Source organism: Parafilimonas sp., from assembly GCF_051953455.1.
Classification (GTDB): Bacteria; Bacteroidota; Bacteroidia; order Chitinophagales; family Chitinophagaceae; genus Parafilimonas.
In genome coordinates, this window is the sequence record NZ_JBQCIT010000037.1 from 24,949 (window position 1) to 47,883 (window position 22,935).

17 protein-coding genes and 1 pseudogene are annotated in these 22,935 nt (G+C 39.7%); 6 read left to right on the forward strand and 12 right to left on the reverse strand.

What is annotated here, in order from left to right; genetic code table 11:
• Positions 1–11 precede the first annotated feature (11 nt).
• From ACTHN6_RS14775 to ACTHN6_RS14790, 4 genes are read left to right on the forward strand one after another with little or no spacing between them, the layout of a single operon-like run.
• Entirely contained in the window at positions 12–1,070 is a 1,059-nt protein-coding gene (locus ACTHN6_RS14775; RefSeq protein ID WP_440436541.1) for a beta-ketoacyl synthase chain length factor, read from the forward strand.
• Positions 1,064–1,837, forward strand: coding sequence for a polysaccharide deacetylase family protein (locus tag ACTHN6_RS14780; RefSeq protein ID WP_440436542.1), 774 nt, complete (start codon positions 1,064–1,066; stop codon positions 1,835–1,837). Before ACTHN6_RS14775 ends, ACTHN6_RS14780 begins: the two co-directional genes overlap by 7 nt.
• Entirely contained in the window at positions 1,830–2,462 is a 633-nt protein-coding gene (locus tag ACTHN6_RS14785) for a LolA family protein (RefSeq protein ID WP_440436543.1), read from the forward strand. The genes ACTHN6_RS14780 and ACTHN6_RS14785 overlap by 8 nt, the downstream gene beginning before the upstream one ends.
• The gene (locus tag ACTHN6_RS14790) at positions 2,440–3,078 is read left to right on the forward strand and encodes a hypothetical protein (protein ID WP_440436544.1); all 639 of its coding nucleotides are present in this window, start codon (positions 2,440–2,442) and stop codon (positions 3,076–3,078) included. Before ACTHN6_RS14785 ends, ACTHN6_RS14790 begins: the two co-directional genes overlap by 23 nt.
• A 96-nt stretch (positions 3,079–3,174) precedes the next feature.
• Here ACTHN6_RS14790 and ACTHN6_RS14795 read toward each other — a convergent pair whose 3' ends face one another.
• The 10 genes and pseudogenes from ACTHN6_RS14795 to ACTHN6_RS14840 all read right to left on the reverse strand — a co-directional run bounded on the left by ACTHN6_RS14795 (position 3,175) and on the right by ACTHN6_RS14840 (position 17,587).
• Complete coding sequence (locus ACTHN6_RS14795; RefSeq protein ID WP_440436545.1) at positions 3,175–5,106, reverse strand: sialate O-acetylesterase; 1,932 nt, start codon at positions 5,104–5,106, stop codon at positions 3,175–3,177.
• 282 nt (positions 5,107–5,388) lie between these two features.
• Positions 5,389–7,578 (reverse strand): alpha-galactosidase, encoded by a 2,190-nt coding sequence (locus ACTHN6_RS14800; protein WP_440436546.1) that lies wholly within the window; start codon positions 7,576–7,578, stop codon positions 5,389–5,391.
• A 187-nt stretch (positions 7,579–7,765) separates the two neighbouring features.
• Entirely contained in the window at positions 7,766–9,157 is a 1,392-nt protein-coding gene (locus ACTHN6_RS14805) for an FGGY-family carbohydrate kinase (RefSeq protein WP_440436547.1), read from the reverse strand.
• A 47-nt stretch (positions 9,158–9,204) separates the two neighbouring features.
• Positions 9,205–10,479: a TIM barrel protein gene (locus ACTHN6_RS14810; RefSeq protein ID WP_440436548.1), complete on the reverse strand. Its 1,275-nt coding sequence runs from the start codon at positions 10,477–10,479 to the stop codon at positions 9,205–9,207.
• A 52-nt stretch (positions 10,480–10,531) separates the two neighbouring features.
• Positions 10,532–10,765: pseudogene (locus ACTHN6_RS14815) on the reverse strand (four helix bundle protein); the annotation flags it as partial.
• A gap of 184 nt (positions 10,766–10,949) precedes the next feature.
• Positions 10,950–13,064, reverse strand: coding sequence for a bifunctional aldolase/short-chain dehydrogenase (locus ACTHN6_RS14820; RefSeq protein ID WP_440436549.1), 2,115 nt, complete (start codon positions 13,062–13,064; stop codon positions 10,950–10,952).
• 185 nt (positions 13,065–13,249) lie between these two features.
• Positions 13,250–14,329, reverse strand: coding sequence for an L-rhamnose/proton symporter RhaT (gene rhaT / locus ACTHN6_RS14825; protein WP_440436550.1), 1,080 nt, complete (start codon positions 14,327–14,329; stop codon positions 13,250–13,252).
• Between the two features lie 103 nt (positions 14,330–14,432).
• Positions 14,433–15,587 (reverse strand): alpha-hydroxy acid oxidase, encoded by a 1,155-nt coding sequence (locus ACTHN6_RS14830; protein ID WP_440436551.1) that lies wholly within the window; start codon positions 15,585–15,587, stop codon positions 14,433–14,435.
• A gap of 210 nt (positions 15,588–15,797) precedes the next feature.
• A complete protein-coding gene (locus tag ACTHN6_RS14835; RefSeq protein WP_440436552.1) occupies positions 15,798–16,829 on the reverse strand; it encodes a GntR family transcriptional regulator in 1,032 nt (343 codons plus the stop codon).
• Between the two features lie 56 nt (positions 16,830–16,885).
• A complete protein-coding gene (locus ACTHN6_RS14840) occupies positions 16,886–17,587 on the reverse strand; it encodes an SDR family NAD(P)-dependent oxidoreductase (RefSeq protein ID WP_440436553.1) in 702 nt (233 codons plus the stop codon).
• A 185-nt stretch (positions 17,588–17,772) separates the two neighbouring features.
• Between ACTHN6_RS14840 and recR the strand changes: the two genes are divergently transcribed.
• On the forward strand, positions 17,773–18,390 hold the full coding sequence (recR, locus tag ACTHN6_RS14845; RefSeq protein ID WP_440436554.1) for a recombination mediator RecR: 618 nt from the start codon (positions 17,773–17,775) through the stop codon (positions 18,388–18,390).
• Between the two features lie 5 nt (positions 18,391–18,395).
• Here recR and ACTHN6_RS14850 read toward each other — a convergent pair whose 3' ends face one another.
• The gene (locus ACTHN6_RS14850; protein ID WP_440436555.1) at positions 18,396–19,121 is read right to left on the reverse strand and encodes a hypothetical protein; all 726 of its coding nucleotides are present in this window, start codon (positions 19,119–19,121) and stop codon (positions 18,396–18,398) included.
• Positions 19,122–19,479: 358 nt separating this feature from the next.
• On the reverse strand, positions 19,480–20,733 hold the full coding sequence (locus ACTHN6_RS14855; RefSeq protein WP_440436556.1) for an alkaline phosphatase family protein: 1,254 nt from the start codon (positions 20,731–20,733) through the stop codon (positions 19,480–19,482).
• A gap of 193 nt (positions 20,734–20,926) precedes the next feature.
• Here ACTHN6_RS14855 and ACTHN6_RS14860 point away from each other — a divergent pair, with 193 nt between their 5' ends.
• Positions 20,927–22,834 (forward strand): OmpA family protein, encoded by a 1,908-nt coding sequence (locus tag ACTHN6_RS14860; protein WP_440436557.1) that lies wholly within the window; start codon positions 20,927–20,929, stop codon positions 22,832–22,834.
• The last annotated feature ends 101 nt before the right edge of the window (positions 22,835–22,935 follow it).

Below are 22,935 nucleotides of genomic sequence, written 5' to 3' on the forward strand. Positions count from 1 at the left end.
GCGTTTATACAATGGATGAAACAATCATTTATATAAACGCGGTTGCAGGTATATCGCCTCAAAAAACTTTTAGTAAAGATATTCCGCAATCAATAGTAAAGCCATCAGGTAACCGTTTTGTTTGCATTGAACCTGATTATGATGAACTGATTGATGCCAAACTTATCAGGCGCATGAGCCGCATTATAAAAATGGGCACTGCGGCAGCATTAAAATGTTTGCAGCAGGCGAATGTTGACACACCTGGTGGCATTGTTGTTGGCACCGCGTATGGATGCTTGCAGGATACAGAAATTTTTCTGAAACGCATCATAGATTATAGTGAAGAGATGCTTACGCCAACCGCGTTTATTCAGTCAACGCACAATACGGTTGGCGCGCAGATAGCTTTACTGTTGCAATGCCATAATTACAATAATACATTTGTACAAAGCGGGCTTTCTTTTGAAAGTGCTTTGTTAGATGGCTTACTGTTGCTGCAGGAAAATGAAATGCATAATGTATTAGTTGGCGCGGCAGATGAAATTACCAATACAAGCCATGCTATACTCGAAAGATTTGGTTTGTATAAAAGAACGGAAGAGGAAGATTTTTACAGCTATAAAAACAAAGGAACTGTTGCGGGCGAAGGCGCTTTCTTTTTTCTTTTAAGCAATGAGCAGAGCGAAAAAAATATTGCAGGAATTAAGGGCATTGAAACTTTTTTTGATGCTTCGGGTGAGGAAGTAGAAGATAAAATAAACGGGTTTCTTGCTGCACATCATTTATCCATCAATGATATTGATTTAATCATTACCGGCAGAAACGGTGATAAAAGAAACGATGCTGTTTATGAGATGGCTGGTGCGAACATTTTTGCGGGTAAACAAATTTTAAATTATAAACATCTCTGCGGGGAATATCCAACGTCAACAGCTTTCGCTTTATGGCTGGCTTTGGAGCTTATAAAAAGCAAAACTGCAGCACAGGAATTGTGTAACCAAACCGTTGGCAGCGATGTAAAAAAGATATTAATTTATAATCATTATCTCAATACCTGTCATTCTTTATTGCTGATAGATGCATGTTAAACTTCAGGAATACAAATATCGTTGTTGGATTGTTATTGATTGTTTGTGTATGGCTATGCATTAATTACAATCTTACATATTGGAGCATTGGCATATTATTATTCCTGTATTCGCTGGTACTTTTTTATGGATGTTATTTCATCAGCTCCAACTTTTTTATTAAAACCGTTTGCAAAGCAAACATTGATAAAAAAGAAATTGCTTTAAGTTTTGATGATGGCCCTGCCCAAAACTATACACCGGAAATATTACAGGTATTAAGGGAATACAATATACAGGCTGCTTTTTTTTGCATCGGTAAACACATTGAAGCAAATAAAGATTTATTAAAACAGGTACATGAAGAAGGTCACGTCATCGGTAATCACAGCTATACGCATGATAAATGGTTTGATCTTTTTTCGTCGGCCAAAATGAATGCAGAACTTGCATTAACTGATGACATTATAAAAGATATTACCGGTCAAAAACCGAGGCTTTTCAGGCCGCCTTATGGTGTTATAAATCCTAATGTAAGAAAGGCTATCATTAAAGGCAGTTATATACCGCTTGGATGGAGCCTGCGTTCGTATGACACTATGATTAAAGATGAAGGAAAACTATTAAAGCGTATAACACGTTCCATAAAGCCCGGCGATATTTTTTTATTCCATGATACCTGCCAAATCACTCTAAAGGTTTTGCCAATATTTATACAACACTTGCAGCAAAAGGGTTTCAGTATTGTGAGATTAGATAAATTGCTCGATATAAATGCGTATGAGTAAACTATTTTTCATTGTGTTTTTAATGTTGGTATGCTCTTTTGTAAAAGCACAACCTGCGGGTTATGTTAGTGTGAAGAATGTAGCAGTATTCAAAAGCCAGTTTGTAACGGCTTCTCAAAAGATCAGTTCAATTAAAGCCGATTTTCAGCAGGAAAAAAATCTTTCCATGCTCTCTGATAAAATAATCTCGAAAGGAAAATTCTGGTTTAAGAAAGAGAATAAAGTGCGCATGGAATACACGCAGCCGTTTCAATATTTAATGATATTGAATAACAATAATATTTATATAAAGGACGGCCAGAAAGAAAATAAAATAGCTGCCAGCTCCAATAAACTTTTTCAGCAGGTAAATAAGATTGTGGTGGATTGCGTTCGCGGTTCTGCTTTTTCCAACACAGATTTTAAAGTGAATGTTTTTGAAAGCAAAACAACTTATCTGATTGAACTTACACCGGTTGCCAAAAACCTGCAGCAGATTTTTAAGAGCATTAATGTTATAACCGATAAAAAGGATTATTCTGTTAATACAATTGTGATGAATGAAGTGTCGGGTGACAACACTACTATACATTTCATTAACAAAGAAATAAACACCAATCTTAATGACGCGCTATTTACTCATTAGTTTGTTGTTTCTTATATGCGGCTGTTCGTCTTCTTACAATCATTTGCAAAGAACAGCCGGCGATGTGCATTGTCTTGATAAATTCAGGCCAGATTTTTCTGATGCTTTATACTATACGCAGGTGAATGTTATTGGCAAACATTTAAGCGGGTTGTTGCTTATAAAAACAATGCCCGACAGCAGTACACGCATTGTATTTTCCAGCGAAGCAGGATTTAAGTTTTTTGATTTTGGCTTTGCAGCCGATGGAGCTTTTAAAGTTTATTACATTATTGATGAGATGAATAAGAAGGCCGTTGTTACTACGCTGCGAAAAGATTTTGAAATTATAATGATGCACCCTTACAGCATGCAAAATGGTTATGTAAAAAGAGGTATTGATTCAGCATATAACCATTATACTTTTCCGCAGGAAAAAGGATTTAATTATTATATAACTGATGCAGGTTGTAATAATCTTATCCGCCTGGAAAGGGCATCAAAAAGAAAAGCTGTTGTGAGAATTGATATACTTGATTATAAGAATGGCGTACCTGACAGTATTGGCATAACGCACACAAACTTCAATTTCAATATCGGCTTAAAGCGTTTGGAAAAATTAACCGGCGGTAACTAAGTCCCGCCGGTCTGGCCGAAAACAAAAACGATTAAATGTATTCGTGCATGATCATTCACCAGGCCGATGCTATTTAGAGCAATGCCTGCATCCAAACTATTGCTTCAAATCTTCGGAAGTAAATGATGATGCAGGCAGGCCTTTGCCATTAAACAATGTTCCTTCAGCATAAGAATAATAAGCGTAACGTACACCGGCTGGCCTTGCAACTGCATTGCTTGTTACGATTATCTTATCGCCTTTAATACTTGCTGTTGCCGGTTTCCACACACCATCCGCATCCTGTAATTCAAAATCCTTCAACGGCTTACCATTTGACGTTAATCCGCCATCGGTATTGGTAAATGAAACAATAACCTCCTTTCCCTTCACTTCAAAACTTTTATATAGAGGACCCGAATAAACAACGCTCTTATTGTTATATGTTTTATTCAATGCCCATAAGGATAACCGCTTGCCAACATCCTGCTTGTTTGCCGGGTGAATATTATCTGCTTCGCCAATATCCATTGTTACGGCCATGCCCGTATTCTGCAATGTTGTTAATGTTCTGCGTTGTGCATCCCTTAATGCCGCTGCCTGTGTGCTGTCGCCCCCATAATTATAAGGTGCTATTTGTACAAAATAAAAAGGGAAACCAGGCTCATTAAAAAGCCTGCGCCAATCGCTTATCATTAAAGGAAATAATTTGCTGTATTGTTTTGCCCTGCCAACATTTGCTTCGCCCTGGTACCATATGGCGCCTTTAATAGCAAAGGGAACAAGCGGGGCTATCATGCCGTTATACAAAACGGAAGGCTGATTGGGATTGGAATTTGTTGCAACAGGTGGTTTAACGGTTGCTACTTTATACAGCCAGTCGCCTGATAAATTAATGGTATCCTTTTCACCTTCTGCATATAATTTCAATTGTTCCGGCTTGCCGTAAATGCCTCCTCCACCTGCATTATCAATCACTTTAACAGCAAGTGTATTTTTTCCGGCCTTTACAAGATTGGCAGGCACCGTATAATTACGGTTCTTCATCCACATGCCATCCTGTAAGGTACTATCCACAACACTTCCGTTTAAAAAAGTTACGTCATTATCATCTATCGGCCCAAGATCCAGTTTTATTGTTTTGCCCTGCCATGCAGCCGGTATATCCACTGTGCGTTTAAACCAAACGATGCCGTCAATATCAAGACCTTTGCTTTCCCATGTGGTTGGTAGCGTCATGGTATGCCAGCTTGTATCTGTTGCATCAGCAGCATAACTATTATTGTTGCCGGCGAGCGCCTTTTCCCAGGCAATGGTATTCAGGCTATCTTTAATCAGTGTTGCTTTAAAATTTATTGCCATTTGACTAACCACATCAAGCCCTTTATTAAAATCACCCATTGCTCTTAACGATCCTTCGCTTGTCCATGCTTCAGCAACGGTGCCGCCCCAGCTTGTATGTATCAGCCCGATGGGAATATGTAAGTGCTTATATAATTCACGGCCGAAGAAATAAGCGGTAGCGCTGAATGTTGCTGCTGATGCCGGCGAACAGGATGCCCATGCACCTTTTACATCCTGCCGGGGTGTAAAAGCTATATTTTTTTCTACTGTAAATAATCTTATGGATGGATAATTGGCTTCAGCAATTTCGGCATCCGAATTATTCACAGGGGCGCCAGACCAGCCCTGCACGGGCATTTCCATATTGGATTGGCCGGAGCATATCCATACCTCTCCAATTAATACGTCATGTAATGTTTTTGTTTCATTTGCACTGATGGTAACATCGTAAGGGCCGCCTGCTATTGGCGTAGGTAATTTGACCATCCACTTGCCATTATTGTCTGCAACAGCCTCTACTTTTTTTGATGACCAGCTTCCACTCACTTCAATTTTTTCACCGGCATTTGCCCATCCCCAAACCGGTGCATTGGTATTTTGCTGCAGCACCATGCTGTCGCTGAAAAATGCAGGTAGTTTTAATTGTGCGGAAGCGTCTGAAATAAATGCAAAAGCAATGAGCGTAAATACAAATAGTTTTTTCATGATGTGGTTGTTCGTTATAATGGCAGCAATAATGCCTGAATGCAATGTGCTAAATTATTGTTTATAACGTATTATGCTGTTGAAAAAAAATGTTCCTGTGATGACTAAGGGTTTCCTGCTCATACATTCGAACAATTTTTTTGCCAGGAATAGAAACTGCAGGCTTTCTGCTTTTTATTTAGAATGTCTTGTCCAAAAAGAATTTTCAACCGCATATTCAGGAAGAAGTGAGGCTGACAAAAGAATCTTGCAATGCCTGTGATGTTTATAGAACGAGATCGTTTATTCAATTACTATCCATTTATATTCACCAGCATTTAATGTTATAGATAATGCAATATTATAACTGCGGTCAAGCTGCATTACTGCAGGTTTTGCATTCATAATGCTTACGGAAGCAGTGCTGCTTAAACCTGTATAATATAAAGGCAACTTTATCCTTCGTGTGATTTTTTCCTGTGTTGGATTAAAGAGCATTACCAGCGCTTTTTCTTTGAGTAACGGGTTTACATGCATCCAGCCATCCCAGTCGCGCCCATCGGCGCGGCGTACATGAATGATGGATGAATTTAGAATATCGCGGTGTTGTTTATACCAGTTGATTACTTTAATTACGGCAGCTTTTGTAGTGTCATTATCATATAACCTCGGGCCGCGATAACATGCCTGCACACCGGCGCCATAATATTGCATCATCAGTTGCTCATAGTCTTTTAAATGCTCTGAAAGTGGCTCCAGCACTGCATCTGCGCCACCACCCTGGTATTTTGTAAGCGGCACAAAACCCCACCCCATTGATGGCGTTTTTTCCAAGGTGCCATCAAAAATATTTTGCCGGTTTAATATTTTCTGCTGTTCTCTTGATAAAGAAAAATTCACTTCCCTGTAACCTAAAGGCAGCTTATTTGTTCCATCCAAAATATACCAGTCAGGGGCATTTATATACACGCCTCTTTCATTCAGCCAATGATATAATTCTTTCTGAATTTCCATCTGCCGCCATTGGCTGTCATCTTTATTTTTATGACCGGGATGGGTGGTTGAAGCGCATATATCGCCGGGGTAGGGGCCATCGTTTTCCCAGATATTAAAGCCTGTTTGCGTAATGAAGTATTTTATTTTATCGCGATAGGTTAAACCCCACTTGCTGCCATAGCACGGCGCATTGCCAAAGAATGCACCGCCGGGCTTACCGGTTGCAGGATTGATAACATCATCGCTGTCGCTGATATGCCTTGAACTGAATAAAGAATAACTGCCTATTAAAATGTTTTTGCTATGTGCATAGTCAGCAATTTTTTTCCAGTGTTGAATGTTTGCGGCAGATGTGTCTTCCATATTGCAATGGCTGCCAAAGCTTAGTATCAATGCTTCATAGCCTGTAGCTGCGCATTGATTGACGGCATTATAAACTTCATCATCATTCTTACTAACCAGATGCATGAAGATGGGGTTTTGTGTTGTCCAGGGTGCGATATTCCTGTACATATGCTGTATAATCAACCCGCGTCTTTCACGGTCATAACTGTCCATCAGTAATTCATTGGTGCGTATGGAATAGAATGTTTCGGCGGGCTGTAATTCAATGCCAGGCGCGTTTTCAGCATACACCTGCAATAAACAGGGTGTGGTTAAATTATAATTTACCTGCGATGTGTAAGTAGTATCTTTTTGCCAGTGCGTTGTCTGGTCGCTTACATCATAATTCATGGAATTGTTGAAAGCATAATTACTTTCAATATAAATGCCATGCTGCTTTGCCATTTTTTCTTCAGAGCCCACCACCGCACTTTCTTCTTCTACCATACCTAATACTTCGTTTATTACGCGGTTAAGTTTTATTGTTGTATTGCTGTTGTTTTTTATAACGAGTGATTTTGTTATCAGCGGCAGGCCATCATATATTTCATATTTGATTTCTATGGTAATGTTTTTTACCGCTTCGCAGTTGCCTTCAAAATAAACCGTGAGCATTTTACCTGTTGCCTGTTTTTTGTTTGAAGCCCATGTAGTACACTTCCAGTTCAGAAAAGGCTGTATATCGCTTACCGTAAAATTTTTATAAATAAAATCTGCACCATCCATTGTAAAACTGTTTATCCATTGAGGCAGCAGATAGGCGTTTTCTGTTTGGCCATACAAGCCGCCAACATTATATGCTTTATCGTTAATAATAATTTTTGCTTCAGGGTTTATGGAGCGTAAGAGCTGCTGGTCATTGCTCATGTTTTTATAATCTATACACGCAAAACCCGGCACAAGCGTGAATACCCTTTTCGTAAGGCCATTGTATAAAATAACCCCTTTTTTATCTGCCGTGTAATAAACGGCTGCTTTTTGTTTAACAGGTTGTATCAGCCAGTCAACAGTTTGTTGTTCTTCCAATAATGAGGAATAGGTTTGTTGTGTATAGGCCTGTATTGCTGAAAAAATAAGAACGAATAATATTGAAAAGCGAAACTGCATTTGCATAAAAGGAAATATTTATTGGTAAGCTGTTTTGATTTTATACTGAAGCAATGTATAAAATAATAATACAACTATTGCAATTGAAACCTCAGTTGCCCAATGTTATGCAGCACAAGTGCTGTGACACAACCGTGCTGCCATTTGTGCTGCGGCCGGGTGAAAATATATTAATAAAAAGCGCAGCTTTTATTTACACAGGCAGCGTTGTCTCAGCCGGAAAATATTTGAGTTGAATAAGGTCTGGAATAGGGGAATTGTCATGCATATAATTGTGCAATGCAAGCGCGGCGCCAAGCGCTGAAGCCTGCGGCATACTTGCAGCAAATACCTTGATATCGGGGAAGGCTGCGGCAAGCAAATTCATATATACATGGTTGTTGCCAAAACCGCCATCAACAAATATTTGTTTAACGGGTGTATTGGTAAGCACCAGCTTTGTTGAAAAAACCTGCTGCGCAATAATATCTGATATCAGCTGATGATATGCTTCTTCATAGGTTTTAAAATCTTGAAGCGGCCTGCTTTCAAACACTGATTGGTGCACCATCGCAGATTGATTGCTGATAGTTTTAGCAACAATTTTCCGGTCGAGGTTTTGTATTAAATTTTTATCAAACAAAACTGTTTTGTAATAATCTTCGGCGGTATTAAAATGTTGTGCTAATCTTTTAACTTGTTGCTCATGTTCATAGCCTGCAAATAACCGTGATGCTTTTACAGGTTTGCCTTCATAAGTTAAATAGCACAGGCAATCGTTGTGCAATTCATAATCGGTGAGTATAGATGCGTTGAAAGGATTTAGGCTGATGCACCATGTACCTGTAGAAATAAGAACAAAAGGTTCTTTAAATAATTTGAGATAGGGTATAAGGGCTGCAGAACTGTCGTGCAGGCCAATGCCCACTGCAATATTGCTTGAGCCGCTTGCAATTTTTATAACCGCATTACTCTTAAATATTGCCGGGAATTTTATATCTATTCCTTCTTTGCATACCCATTGATGATATTTGTTTTTTTGGAAATGCCATAATTGTGTATGACACCCGATGCTGGTAAGGTCAGACGTCGGCGTTGAAGAAATGGTATAGCTTAAATATTGAGGAAGATGAAGTGAATGCTTAATCGCTTTAAAGGCATCGGGTTTTGTGTGCTTTAACCAATATAACTGCATGCCCGAATTAAGATTGCCTAAAACAGGCGATGCCGTTTGCCTTGCTATTAAACTTTCACCGCCATAAGTAGTATAAAATTGCTGCTGCAGTTTTTCAGGATAAGGCTTTAAATAATTATACAATGGCGTTACCGGGTTCCCGTTTTTATCTACATGCACAAAGCTTGCACCATAACCCGAAAAATTTACTGCCCGAATATTGTATTTATTATTTGATGATACTTCAATAAACTTTTCGCGTATCCAGTTTGTGAGTGTTTGCACATCTTCGCATTCAAAACCATCTTCATCGTTTATCTCATCAAGCTTCGTAGATTCTTCGTGCACGATGTTATACTGTTCATCAAACAGGAATAGTTTTTTATTGGTTTTACCCACATCAAATATGGCAATTACGTTTTGTTTGATCATATTGCTAACAACTTTTGGAAAGCTTTAAACTTTCTAAAGGTTATCGTTTACAAACCGGTAGCAATTGTTTTGCTGCCTCTTTCTTTAATTAAATTATCCCTTACCTTTTCGTTTCTGTAAACAGATAAAGGATTTAATGCGCCGCCACTTCTTAACCTTGCTTCTGCTACCAGTGCACGCACATCTGTACGAAAAGCCTGCTGTAAGATTTCCTGTGCGGTTACCACATCATTATTGTTTTGTGCTTCATTTAGGTTCTTCCTGTCAACCAGCAAAGCCTGCGCGTATGTTATCATAATGGCTTCAACAGATTGCAGTAAATCTTCCAGCGGATCTTTTACGTTGTGGCTTGCATCGATCATCCAGCTTAAGCCTGTTGCATGGTTCATGCCTTTTGCATCCATGCCTTCCACCAGTTCATTAAAAATTAAAAATAGCTGATAAGGTTTAATACTTCCTACCGTTAAATCATCGTCACCGTATTTACTATCATTAAAATGAAAGCCACCAAGTTTACCTTCCATTAATAGCAATGCAACAATTTGTTCAATATTAGCATTGGGTAAATGATGGCCAAGATCAACCAGCGTGTAAGCTTTATTGCCAAGTTTGGTTGCATACAATAATGATTGCCCCCAATCGCCAACCGTTGTTGAATAAAAATTTGGCTCGAAAGCTTTGTATTCAACAAACATTTTCCATTCATCTGGTAAAGCTGCATACACTTCCTGCAGGCTTTCCAGGGTATGTTGAAAAGCTTTGCGGAAATTTAATTGTCCGGGAAAGCATGACCCGTCTGAAAGCCATACGGTGAGCGAGTTTGATCCTAATTCAATGCCGTATTTTATTACTTCAATATTGTGTTCAATAGCTTGTTTGCGGATGGCTTTATTTACGTGCTGCATCGAACCAAACTTGTAGCTGTATTGTTGCCCGGGCTGGTCCTGGAAAGTGTTTGAGTTCATGGCATCAAACCTCAAACCATGTTCTGCGGCCAATGCTTTTATATGCGATGCATTTTCCGGAATGTCCCACGGTATATGCAAAGAGATGCCGCCGCTGCTTTTATTTAATGCATGTAATAAACCAATATCTTCAATCTTTTCTTCCAGATTGCGGGGCTCGCCGCCGCCGGCAAACCTTGCAAACCGGGTACCGCCCGTGCCCAAAGCCCACGATGGAATGGCCACCTGGAAATCGATAAGCTTCCGTAAAATACTTTCAACATTATTTATTTCCGCAGCAATGAAATCAAATTTGCCCTTATGTTGTTTTACAAAATCACTGTTATGTTGTGCTATTGTATGTTGTTTAATATGCATGGCTGGATATTATGATATTGCGATATTGGATATTAACTGCCAGAATGATCTTTCAATGTCTTGATATAACTATTGAGTCTGTAATGCAATGTTTTGAGTTTTTGATTAATAGGTCAGACTCTTCGTTTGTAATTAACCGGCGATTATGAGCTTTTGCACACCATGTTTTTGTTTCCATTAAAGAATCTCTGCTGTAATAACAAAATTGTTTTCTGTCTTTATAGAAATACCTGCCATAACCTTCGGAAATATTTGCTGCTATAGAATCTGCTGCGTCAACAAACTGACTACCTGTTGTCTTTTTAGCGAAGTAATCCTACCGTAAAACAATATTCCAAACATGTTCCCCAATTTCAAGGGCAAGTTGGCAGATATCTAAATCTTCTAAAAGAATCACCTCTTTCATACAGCAATAATTTGAGAGATGTAAATTATCAATATCCTGATATCTCAATATCAAAATATTAACCTCATCTCAAAAACGCTGCTGCCACACCGCCGTCAACATTTAAAACATTGCCTGTTGACTTATTGAGCAGCCCGCCCACGAAAACAAAACATGCATTGGCAATGTCTTCCGGCAAAATTGTTTCATTCAGCAAGGTGCGCTTTGCATAATAAGCGGGCAATTCTTCAACGGTAATACCATAAGCTTTGGCGCGGCCTTCTGCCCAGCCGTCCGCCCAGATATTACTATCGGCAATAACTGCATCAGGATTTACCATGTTTACGCGTATTTTATCACTGCCAAGTTCTGCTGCCAGTAAACGTGAAAGGTGCGCCTGCGCTGCTTTTGCGCTGCCATAGCCCGCATTGTTCGGGCCTGCCACAACAGAATTTTTTGAAACAATATTAATGATATCGCCACCAATATTTTGTTTACGCATTATTTCAACGCCGGCTTTGGAAACAAGGAATTGCCCCTTCACCAAAATATCATACAGCTTATCCCAATCTGCGATGCTGTGATCAGTAAGTGATTTCGATATGCTGATACCTGCGTTGTTTACTACAATGTCAATACCACCGAAAGCAAGCACCGCATCCGTAAACGCTTTTTCAATTGTATCGTTGTTTGTTACATCCAGCAATGCTGAAGCTGCCGTATCTCTTCCAAACTGTTTTCTAAATTTTTCCATTGCCACCTGCAACCGTTCCTCATTAATATCATTGATAAGCACACAAGCGCCTTCTTCTGCGAATTTTCTGGCAATAGCTTTACCAATGCCGCCGGCGCTGCCGGTTATTAAAGCAATTCTTCCGCTTAAAGGTTTAGGCTTAGGCATACGTTGCAGTTTTGCTTCTTCCAATAGCCAGTATTCAATATTAAATGCTTCCTGCCGCGGCAGCGATGTATATTCACTCACGGCTTCAGCGCCCTTCATTACGTTGATGGCGTTGATATAAAATTCACTCGCAACCCTTGTGGTTTGTTTATCTTTTGCAAAGCTGAACATGCCAATGCCGGGATATAAAATAATAACCGGGTTTGCATCACGCATGGCCGGGCTGTTTGCATGTTTGCATGTTTCATAATATTCAGCATACATCTTCCTGTAAGCTTCAAACTGCGGCGCCAGCTTTTCTTTTATAGCTGTAACTTTAGTTACATCTTCATCTGTTGAAAGATTTAAAACCAGCGGCGATATTTTAGTGCGCAAAAAGTGGTCGGGGCAACTTGTGCCCATTGGCGCTAATCGCTCCAAATCATTAGAATTAATATATTCAAGCACACGGTCATCATCTGTAAAGTGACCAATCATTTTTTGTTTGGATGAACAAAACCCTCTTAATACAGGCGCCAGCGCTGCGGCTTTGGCAAGCCTTTCTTCTTTGGGTAATGATTGTATCTTCTGCCCGCCGAATGTGGGCCTCTTTTTACCATAATTATCTTCAAGATATTGTGCGCATTTTTCAATCACTTCAAGTGTGTTGATATAACTTTCATAAGCGGTGTCGCCCCAGGTAAATAAACCGTGAGAGCCTAACATAATGCCGCGCAGGTTTGGATTTTCATCAACTGCGGCTTTCAGCTTTAGCCCCAGATCAAAGCCGGGCCTTTGCCATTCAACCCAACCAATGCTCCCATCAAATAATTCCTGTGTTATTTTCTTTCCATCTTTTGCCGCTGCTATTGCAATAGCTGCATCAGGATGCAAATGGTCTATATGCCTGAAGGGAAGAAAGCCGTGTAAAGGCGTATCGATAGATGGCGCTTTAGAAGCGAGGTCGTAAATGCAATGGTTGAACAGTTCCACCATTTCATCTTCATGTTCAATACCTCGATATACATTTTTTAGTGAACGAAGTTTATCAATATATAGTGCTGCAAGACCGCTCCTTTTCATGGTACCCAAATCGCCGCCACTGCCTTTTACCCACATCACTTCAACATCTTTGCCGGTTAATGGGTGTTTTGCCATGGCTTTGCATGATGTATTGCCGCCGCCATAATTTGTTAAACGTAAATCTGCTCCCAATAAATTCGACCTGTATACCAGCAGTGCTACTTCATCTCCTGCCAGTTTTGCTGCCTCTTCATCATTCCATAAATAAGAAACATGTTTAAAGTTTGTTATTGCCATACTCATAATATTTGCTTTTAGCTATCAGCCTTACTGTTAGCTTATTTAAAGATAATTTTTATTGTTTCTTTTTTGTGACCAACAGATATCTGCAGTAACTGTATTTCCTGCTTTATAAAGTTTTTCCGATACCCTGTTTAACGGATTGTGCATAATGCAGGCTATTTACCTATTTACCGGCAGTGTTACTTCATAGCGTTACCAATGCCTACCAGCGCAACAGATGCTATTATAGTAACCACGCCCATAATAATAGTTGTTTTTGTTTTGGAAGAAACATCCTTCCATTCTTTTAATGCAAAGCCCCACATATTGGCAACCAGTATTATAAATGCCATGTGCAAAATCCATGAGCTGGCACCATTGCCTAATTTGCTTTCTCCCATGCCATAAAAGAAAAACTGCAAAAACCATGTAGTGCCGGCCAGTGCACAAAAAATAATATTCCTTAATAAAGGATAGCTGCTGTTTGTATAATCGCCAAACGTTTTATTGCGTACGTTTAAGATCATACACCACACAAAATTGGTTGTTAAACCACCCCACAACAACACCACATAAATTACATTGTTGCGGTATAAAAAATTAGTTGTTTCTGATGGATGAGCAGCCTTCCACATATTATTGGCCACTTCAGCCATGGGCGATCCGGCTTCAATACCATAATTAAAACAGGCGCTTAAAATACCGGAGATAATACAAACAATTAAACCTTTTACGAGATTAAATTCCTTTATGCTTTCCTTCTTTTTTGCTTCAGGCAATTCTTTTTCTTTTAATACACCTGCCCTGCCGCAGATAAAAATACCAAGCAGGCATATTATTATACCTGCAAGCACAATGCGGCCCCATGATGTAGCAAGCAGGTCGGTAAATGTGGTTTTGCCATCCTGCGGATGAAAATTATAATAGATGGCCGGAACCAATGCGCCAAATGCAGATGTAAAGCCAAGCAGCACTGAGTTACCCAAACTCATACCTAAATAACGCATACCGAGGCCATACATTAAACCGCCGATGCCCCAGAGAACGCCCCAGAAATATGTCCACCAAAAAACAGAGGTATCTGTTTGCGCGATTATTTCGGTAAAGCCGGGAATGGTTATCCAGGCTGCAATTGGCGGAACGATAAGCCATGAGAACGAGCCGCCTATCAGCCAGTAGTTTTCCCAGTGCCAGCCGCTTACTTTTTTATATGGCACGTAGAAACTGCCAGAAGCAAAGCCACCGATAAAGTGAAAAATGATACCCGAGATAACCTGCATTCGTTAGAAAGGTTTGTATAATGTAAAATTAATTTCTGAAATTTTTTATACCGTTATGTACTGTTATGCTTATTGCTCTACTAATGTGGATATGATTAAAGGGTTAACTGTTTTTAATAAGATGATTTGGAAAACTTGCGGTATTCGGGCAGCAAACCTGCTCCATTACCTGCTGCACCTGGGTTTTTAAAATGGATATGGCATGATTGCCGCCTTCATTGCCCAGTGCTGCCACGCTATACATAAATGTGCGGCCAAGAAAAGCAAATTCAGCGCCGCTTGCCAATGTGCGTGCAATGTCAGGGCCTGAGCGGATGCCGCTGTCCATCATGATCTTTATTTTGTTTTTATAATTTTTTACAATGGGTTGAAGCGAATGAATGGTAGATTGTCCTGCATCTAACTGCCTGCCACCATGATTGGAAACAATAATGCCGTCCAAGCCTAATTTAATAGCTGTTTCCGTATCTTCTTCACTTGCCACACCTTTTATAACAAGTTTGCCCTTCCACATATCCCTTATCGGCTTTATCTTTTCTTCGTTCAACCTGCCCGAAAAAGTTTTGTTCATATACAAACCAAGCTGCCTCATGTTAAGGCCTTTGGGCATGTATTTTTTCATGGTAGCAAATGCAGGCTGGCCATGTATTAAAGTTTTTAATGCCCATTCAGGCTTGCCCATTATCTGTAAAATATTTTGCAACGTCATTTTTGGCGGCATGGCAAGGCCGTTACGTATATCCCTTGGCCTGTAACCAAATGTTGGCACATCACTTAATATAACGAGTACAGGTAATTGCGCCGATGCAGCCCTGTTGATAATACTATCCCTTATTTCATTTTCAGCCGGATGATATAACTGGAACCAGGCGCGGCCCTCAGTTATCTCCGCTATTCTTTCGATGGATGACGTAGTAACCGTGCTTAATATAAAAGGGATATTATGTTCAAATGCAGCCCTGGCAAGTATTTCAGGCGCATTTGGCCACATAAGGCCCTGCAGGCCGACAGGTGCGATGCCAAACGGGGCATCATACACGTGGCCAAAAAGTTCTGTATGCAGGTTAGATGGCTTATAGTTTTGAAGGTAATAAGGTATCAGTTCTATGGTTCGCAATTCTGCTGTGTTCTTGTGAAGGTTTACATCTTCATTGCAGCCGCCATCAAGATACTCAAATGCGAAACGTGGAATTTTGCGCTTTGCTTTTTTTATAAGATCATCTATCGCCGGATAGCGGCTATTGTATTTTATCTGCATGGTTATGGCAATTGGTGGTAAAAATAAAATGTATTATCCGTTTACTGTCATGCGCTGTCATGGATTACACTTTGTTAACCACGAATGAAGGAGCATGAAGTTTCAAAATTAAGCCCGGCTTTATTTATAAAAATAAAAAGCAATGTTTAAGCATGTAATCAAATCCCTGGATCTGCATGTTATTGATGCTTCACGATTGCTCTCGTTAAATCACAGCGAGTTTCGCATGGTAAGCATAAACGGCACTTCAATGTGTTGTCTTGATCCGCTTAAAATTAATTCGGCTGTCATTTTACCCATTTTCTTAAAATCGGTAGAGATGGTGGTAATGCCATTAAGGATAATTTTTTTAACCGGCGTTTCATTGTAAGAAATAATACCAATGTCTTTACCCACTTCAAGGTTTGATTGAAGAATGCGTTCAATTAATGTTACAAGGTCATCTTCCATTACCGAAATATAAGCCTCGCCTTTTTTAAGCTCTTCAGTTTTAATGTTGCTTACCACTTTATACTTAAAGGCATAATCCTGGCAAAACCGGGAAAAGCCGTCTGTTATTTCATGGGGGTAATAACTGCTTTGCGGAAAGAGGATTTTTAATGAATGATACTTGCTTAACTGCTCTTTTGCATTATCCAGCGCCGTATAAATGTCCTTTGAAAAGTTTTCATACACAGCGCCATATTCGCCATCCACGCCGGCAACTTTTTTATCGAGCAAAATCAACTTGTCTTTTGGAAGCGTGTTGATGATGTCAGCAGCTTTTTCACCGCCTTCTATAAAATGCGGAATAATAACATAGTGCGTATAGTCTTCCTGCTTGCTGCTTAAGAGTTTTTTGAACAGGGAAAAATCGTTGTTGTAGATATAAAAATCTATTGCGGCGTTGCTGCCAAGGGCTTCAACAAACGAGTCGTAAATAATCTTCTTATGCGCACTCAGCTTATTAAACAGTAAGCAAATATTCAACACATGGTTAACCACGTTGTTTTTAATAAAGTAACCTTTGCCGGGCACAGAACCAAGTACACCGGTTTTTTTTAAATAACGGTAACCTTTTTCCGCCGTATCCCTTGATACATCAAGTTCATAACTGAGATCATTAATAGATGGCAGTATATCCTGCTGCTGCAGCCTTCCCGATTCTATTGCTTTAAGAATGGAATTGATGATTTGCTGGTACTTCGGCGTGGAAGAAAATTCATCAATACGTATAATATCATAAATGCCAACAGGCCTCATTGTTAAATTATATTGCGGCAAAGTACAAAGCGATAAAGAGATATGCAAATTCCCTGTCAGGCAGAATTATAAACTTTTAAGATGCCTTCCCGCAAAACGGCGGATTCATTGGAACTATACCAGTAAATAACATCCGCGATGGATTCCGGCGTTGTCCATTTATCAAAATGGCCGTTGGGCATGCTTTCACGATTTTGCGGCGTGTCAATAGTGCCGGGCACAATTACATTGGTTACTACATTTTTACCTTTGGCTTCTTCATTCATTAATTCAGCCATGCGGAAAATAAGTGATTTTGACAAGCCATAAGCAACCATGCCTTTGCTGTTTCTCATATCAAGCCCGGGCCTTGAACCGGTAATGAAAATCCTTCCGTTGTTTTGTTGCAGCATGTGGGTGAATACAGGCCTTGCTATATTATAGGCTGTTTCAAAATTCAGTTTGTATTGCCTGGCAATATCGCTTGTTTTTGTTTCAGCAATATTTCCCATTGCAAAACCGCCCGCCGTAAGTATGGCAACGTCAATACGATTATGTTTTGCGATTACATTATCCACAAATGCCTCGGCGGCTTCTTCATTTGCGAGGTCAACTTCAATGCTTTCAAATTTATTTTCAGCAAATGATGAAAATGCTGTATCAGTTTTATGCCTGGTGCCAATAACAAAATAACCCTCTTCAATAAATCTTTTTACTACCGCTTTACCAAGATTGCCTGAAGCGCCTGTAACTACTGCTATGCGTTGCGAAACTGCCATAATCAATTGATTGAGGTTGCTAAATTAAATTGTTTTGGCTGATTGGCTGAATAGGGAATTTGGGATAGCAAAGTTGATTGGTTGAATAGTTGATAAGTTGAAATGGGAGGAAAGGGGATTTGAATAAATATGTGAACTGTTCTTTATGAACATCGGGTTAACAAAGCAGTTATTATTTTTGCATTATGCAATTTTCTTCTTCCCTTCTTGAAAATGCAGTGAATGAGTTTGCCAGGTTCCCGGGAATTGGTAAAAAAACCGCATTGCGCATGGTGTTGCATCTTCTAAAACAGGATGAAACTGTTACTGAAAATTTCAGTGAAATTATTTCGCGCATGCGCCGTGAAATAAAATTTTGCCAGCGTTGTCACAATGTAAGCGATGCAGATATATGCTCTGTTTGCGCCAACAGCCTGCGCAATCAAAGATTGATTTGCGTGGTAGAAAATTTGCGGGATGTAATTGCCATTGAAAACACGCAGCAGTTTAGTGGTACTTATCATATTTTGGGCGGCGTTATTTCTCCTTTAGATGGAATTGGGCCCGACCAATTGCAGATAGAATCGCTGTTGCAACGCATCCAGAAAGAACAAACGGAAGAACTCATCTTTGCTTTAAGCCCAAACATACAAGGCGATACGACCATATATTATATCCAGAAAAAAATTAAGGATTTTAATTGCCGTATTACAACCATAGCCCGCGGCATTGCGTTTGGCGGCGATCTTGAATATGCCGATGAATTAACGCTGGGCCGGAGCCTGCAAAACCGTATGCCGGTTGATAAATATATCTCGCATTAAATGCTTTAATGCATATGCTTCATGCCTTTCCAGTTATTCGGCTTCAGAGCTGTTAGGCCAATGGTTGCCATAGCATAAAACTGGCCAATCCTGTCTTTGGGCGATCCGTCAACCACCGATGTGCCGGCATCATCACCCCAGCCGCGGTTACTTAACCCCAGCCTGTAACCTAACCGCAACCCGGCCACGCCTGTTTTACTTTTACTGAAATCGGCAAAATCGAACCTTAAAGCAAAATCGAGTGCAGGTGTATACTGGCTTATGGTGGTACTATTGCCATCAGTTATCAGTTCATTAAAATTATTATGGCCGTTGCGTTCCGTTATTTTTACAAACGCTCCATAGGCGCCGATACCCACCTGTGGTGCAAAATGAAAATTTTTGCTATTGGCAACATAATAACCTACATGCGCACCGCCATAAAAACTCATAAGCCAGGTTTTATAATCATCATTTCTTTTTGCTGATAAATTCATATTGGAACCCAGTCCTACCAGCAGGTTTTTCATGCGCATATCTGCTTCCAGCATATTGCTGATGGAAAATTTACCAACGGTAAGAATGCCGGCATCATCCAGCCGGTTGTTCAGGTGTTTGTAATCGTTATAACCGGCACCTGCACCAATTGTTATCATCAATGCTTTATTGGGATCATACGTCATGTTATCGTTTTGCGCAGATGTTTTAATGAAAAGCGGGGTGAGCAATAAAAGAAAAAGGCATTTTTTCATAATAAGATATTTAAGTAAAAAGCTGGCTGAATTATTTTGCTGTAGGCCTGGAAACAATGATATCCCGATACATCGCACTTCATCATCTTGCATTACACTAAAGGATACCCGTTTTAATCCGAAACCTTTTGATTATTACATCAATCATTCAATTAACTCAACCAGCCTTTTAAAGTTTATGATTAAATATTAACGGTAAATCTTTGAAAAACGTTGCTGCAATGTTTAATCAACAAATGTTTTAACCTTTATCCAACAAAAGCCATACCGTTGATGATTTCGCGTATGAGTTAACAGGCCGTTATTCAATAAAATGTTTGAAAAGCTTATACAAGATGCGTCTGACCGCATTAATATATTACTCGAGAATGTTTTTCAATACAGATAATCTGCCATCGATCTTTTCTGTGTAACTAAGCCCTAATATTTTTGCAACAAGCGGGTACACATGCACGTTCTCAAATGAGTGGATTTTCTTTCCCTGCTTAAAAGCCGGCCCCCAGGCCATAAATGTAGCATGCATGTCTTCCATTTTCGGGTCAAAGCCATGCTTACCGGGTGTTATCTTCCTGTTTTTTATATTGAAAACTTTGGGTAAATGTGGTGTGAGTATGATATCGCCAACACGGTTATAATAATCATCTTTTTTGCTGTAATGCCAGTGTGCCGGCGTATTGGTTGTTAAATAAACGTCGTAATCCTTTGCTGTTGCTTTTAACTCTTTATACGTTGGCAATACATCGTTTTTGTTTTTTGCATATAACTGCAGTAAAGCATCGCCGTTGGGAACAATAAATTTTGATGCATCAATTACAGCGGGCAAAGGTAAAGTGTTGCCCGTATCCACCTGCGTCATGCCATGGTCCGAAACCAGTATATAATTAACCGGTAAATTCAGTGTATTTACAGTAGCCACCATATTGGCGACAGCACTGTCAACAAATTGAACAGCCATGGCTGCCTCTTTTGAATCAGGGCCGAATAAATGCGCCGCATGATCCACCTGCGGAAAATAAAAAGCAATGAAATGTGGCCGCCTGTCTTCGGGCAATTGCAACCAGTTTTTTACGACTGCAATGCGCCTGTCAATATCAATGGCTTCGTTATAATTATAAGTATATGTTGGAAGAATACCATGTTCCGCCGCTTCTGATCCTACCCAGTAAAAACTGGCGCTTAACATTTTCTGTTCTTCCGCCAAAACCCATAAAGGCGTTCCGCCATACCAGGAGCTGTCACGTACGGCGGCTTTATCACTCATGGCATAAAAAGCTTGTTTGTTTTCATCGTAAAAACTGTTATTCACCAAACCATGATGTGCAGGGTAAAGCCCGGTTGCAATGGTATAATGATTGGGAAAAGTGAGCGAAGGAAAAGAGGGGATCATGGAAGACGCGGTTACACCGCCACTACCGAGTTGTATTAAATTTTCTGCATGATATTTCTGAATAAAATCCCAGCGCAGGCCATCCACCGAAATTAAAATAACGTATGGTTTTTGCTGCTGTTCCGTACTGTTAAAACGGCCATAGGTAATTTTCTGCGCAGTGTCTTGTGCAAATAAACCTACAACTAATAAAATAAAACAAAAGGTAAAAACTGATTTTCTCATTTATATGGATTAAATAATATGTGGGCGCAAATTTCGTTTCAAAATTTATATCTGGCTGCAAATAGAGCCCGGAGTTTTAACTTTTAATGAAGTTCATTTAAACAACTTGTTTGCATCTTTACTTATGAAACGCATCTTTTAAATAAGAATATGATCAGCGTTCTATCGGGGAAGAATAATAAAAAATACTTTGATGAAATACCTGTTGGTTTGTTTATGCTGCGTAACCATTGTTGCCAGGGCGCAGCAGTATAATCCTGAAGCGGTGAATAAAAAAGCGATGGACTCCTATACAAAGGCAATGGGTATTTTACAAAACGACATGGACGTGCGCAATGCTATTCCAGTTTTAAATAAAGCGATAGAATACGATGCTAATTTTGTGGATGCATACCTTACGCTGGGCGGTGTTTATGGCGAACTGAAGGATTATAACAACAGCATTTTGAATTACGAAAAGGCTTTTACTATTGACAGCGGGTATTCCAAATTTTATCTGTTGCCCTATTCCATTAACCTTGCAGGCGCCGGTAAATTTAATGAAGCGTTGACTGCAGTTGATAATTTTCTTACTATGCCGAGACTTAATGAGAAAAGCAGGAAAAGCGCTTTGTACAGAAAGCATACCTATGAATTTGCCATACAATATGCAGCCTCGCATCTATCTGCCAACTATGAATTTGCGCCTGTAAACCTTGGTGATAATGTAAACTCGCCACGGCCGGAATATTATCCCTCAATTACTATTGATGACAGCATTTTGGTTTTTACCCGTCGCGGGCAGGGCATACAGGAAGATTTTGTAGAAAGCAGGTTAATGCCTGGTGGTTATTCCAAAGCAGAAGTAATTAAAGGTGATATAAATGTTGAACCATCCAAAGGGGCTATCAATATTTCACAGGATGGCGAATGGCTTTTGTTTGCCGGCAATTTTGCAGGAAAAGGCTATGGCAATTTCGATTTATATATGTCGTATGATACACCAACCGGCTGGAGCGAACCGGTAAACCTCGGCGCCAATATCAATACAGAATTTTGGGAAAGTTCGCCATCATTAAGTCCTGATAAAAATGCCTTGTATTTCAGCAGCGACAGGCCGGGTGGTTATGGCAGTAAAGATCTGTATGTAAGCTATCGCGTTAATGGAAAATGGCAGCCTGCCGTAAATATGGGTGCTGATGTAAATACAGTTGGCGACGAAATTGCACCGTTCATTCATGCCGATAATCAAACATTATATTATACATCTAATGGCTTACCCGGTTATGGCGGCACCGATATTTATTTGTTGCGCAGAACAGGGGAGAAGCAGTGGGGCAAACCGGAAAATCTTGGTTATCCCATCAATACCCTGGAAAATGAAGGTAGTTTGTTTGTGGCTTCCGATGGGTTAACGGCTTATTATGCCAGCGACCGTGCGGATACAAAAGGGTTTCTCGATCTCTATAAATTTAAATTGAGGCCTGATGTGAGCCCCGTAAAAACCTTGTATGTAAAAGGTTATGTTACCGATGCCAAAACAAATAAAGGCCTGCCTTGTTCCGTTGAATTGAGTGTTGACAGCAGCCAGCAGGTTTTAAGCGATGTGCAAACCGATGAAACCGGTTATTATTTTATTACGCTGCCAATAAATAAAAATTACACTTTTACCGTAAACCGCAAAGGCTATTTATTTTATAGCGATGTGTTTAATCTTGCCGATAAACCATCAGACAGCGTTTATATAAAAAATATTGCGCTGGAACCGGTTGAACTGAATGCAACGGTACGTTTAAAAAATATCCAGTTCAATTCAAAATCTTATACGCTTGAACCGGTAAGCATGATTGAACTGAATAAACTTGTTCAGTTAATGAATGATAATCCATCCATCAAAATACAAATAAACGGTTATACAGATGATGTGGGCAGCGATGCCGATAATTTATTATTGTCTCAAAACAGGTCAAAAGCTGTTGTTGATTATTTAATAAGCAAAAGTATTGATGCAAAGCGTTTAACTTCAAAAGGCTTTGGCGAAACCAAGCCGGTAGCTGACAATTCTACAGAAGAAGGCAGGGCTTTAAACCGGCGCACTGAATTTATTGTTACAGGATTGTAAATTCTATTTCCCATTTTGTGGATTAAAGCTGCTTAAGGCGTCTTTGTAGTAAGGATGTGTAATTCGGAACCATCTTTGCCATTAAGTAATAAATATGATTT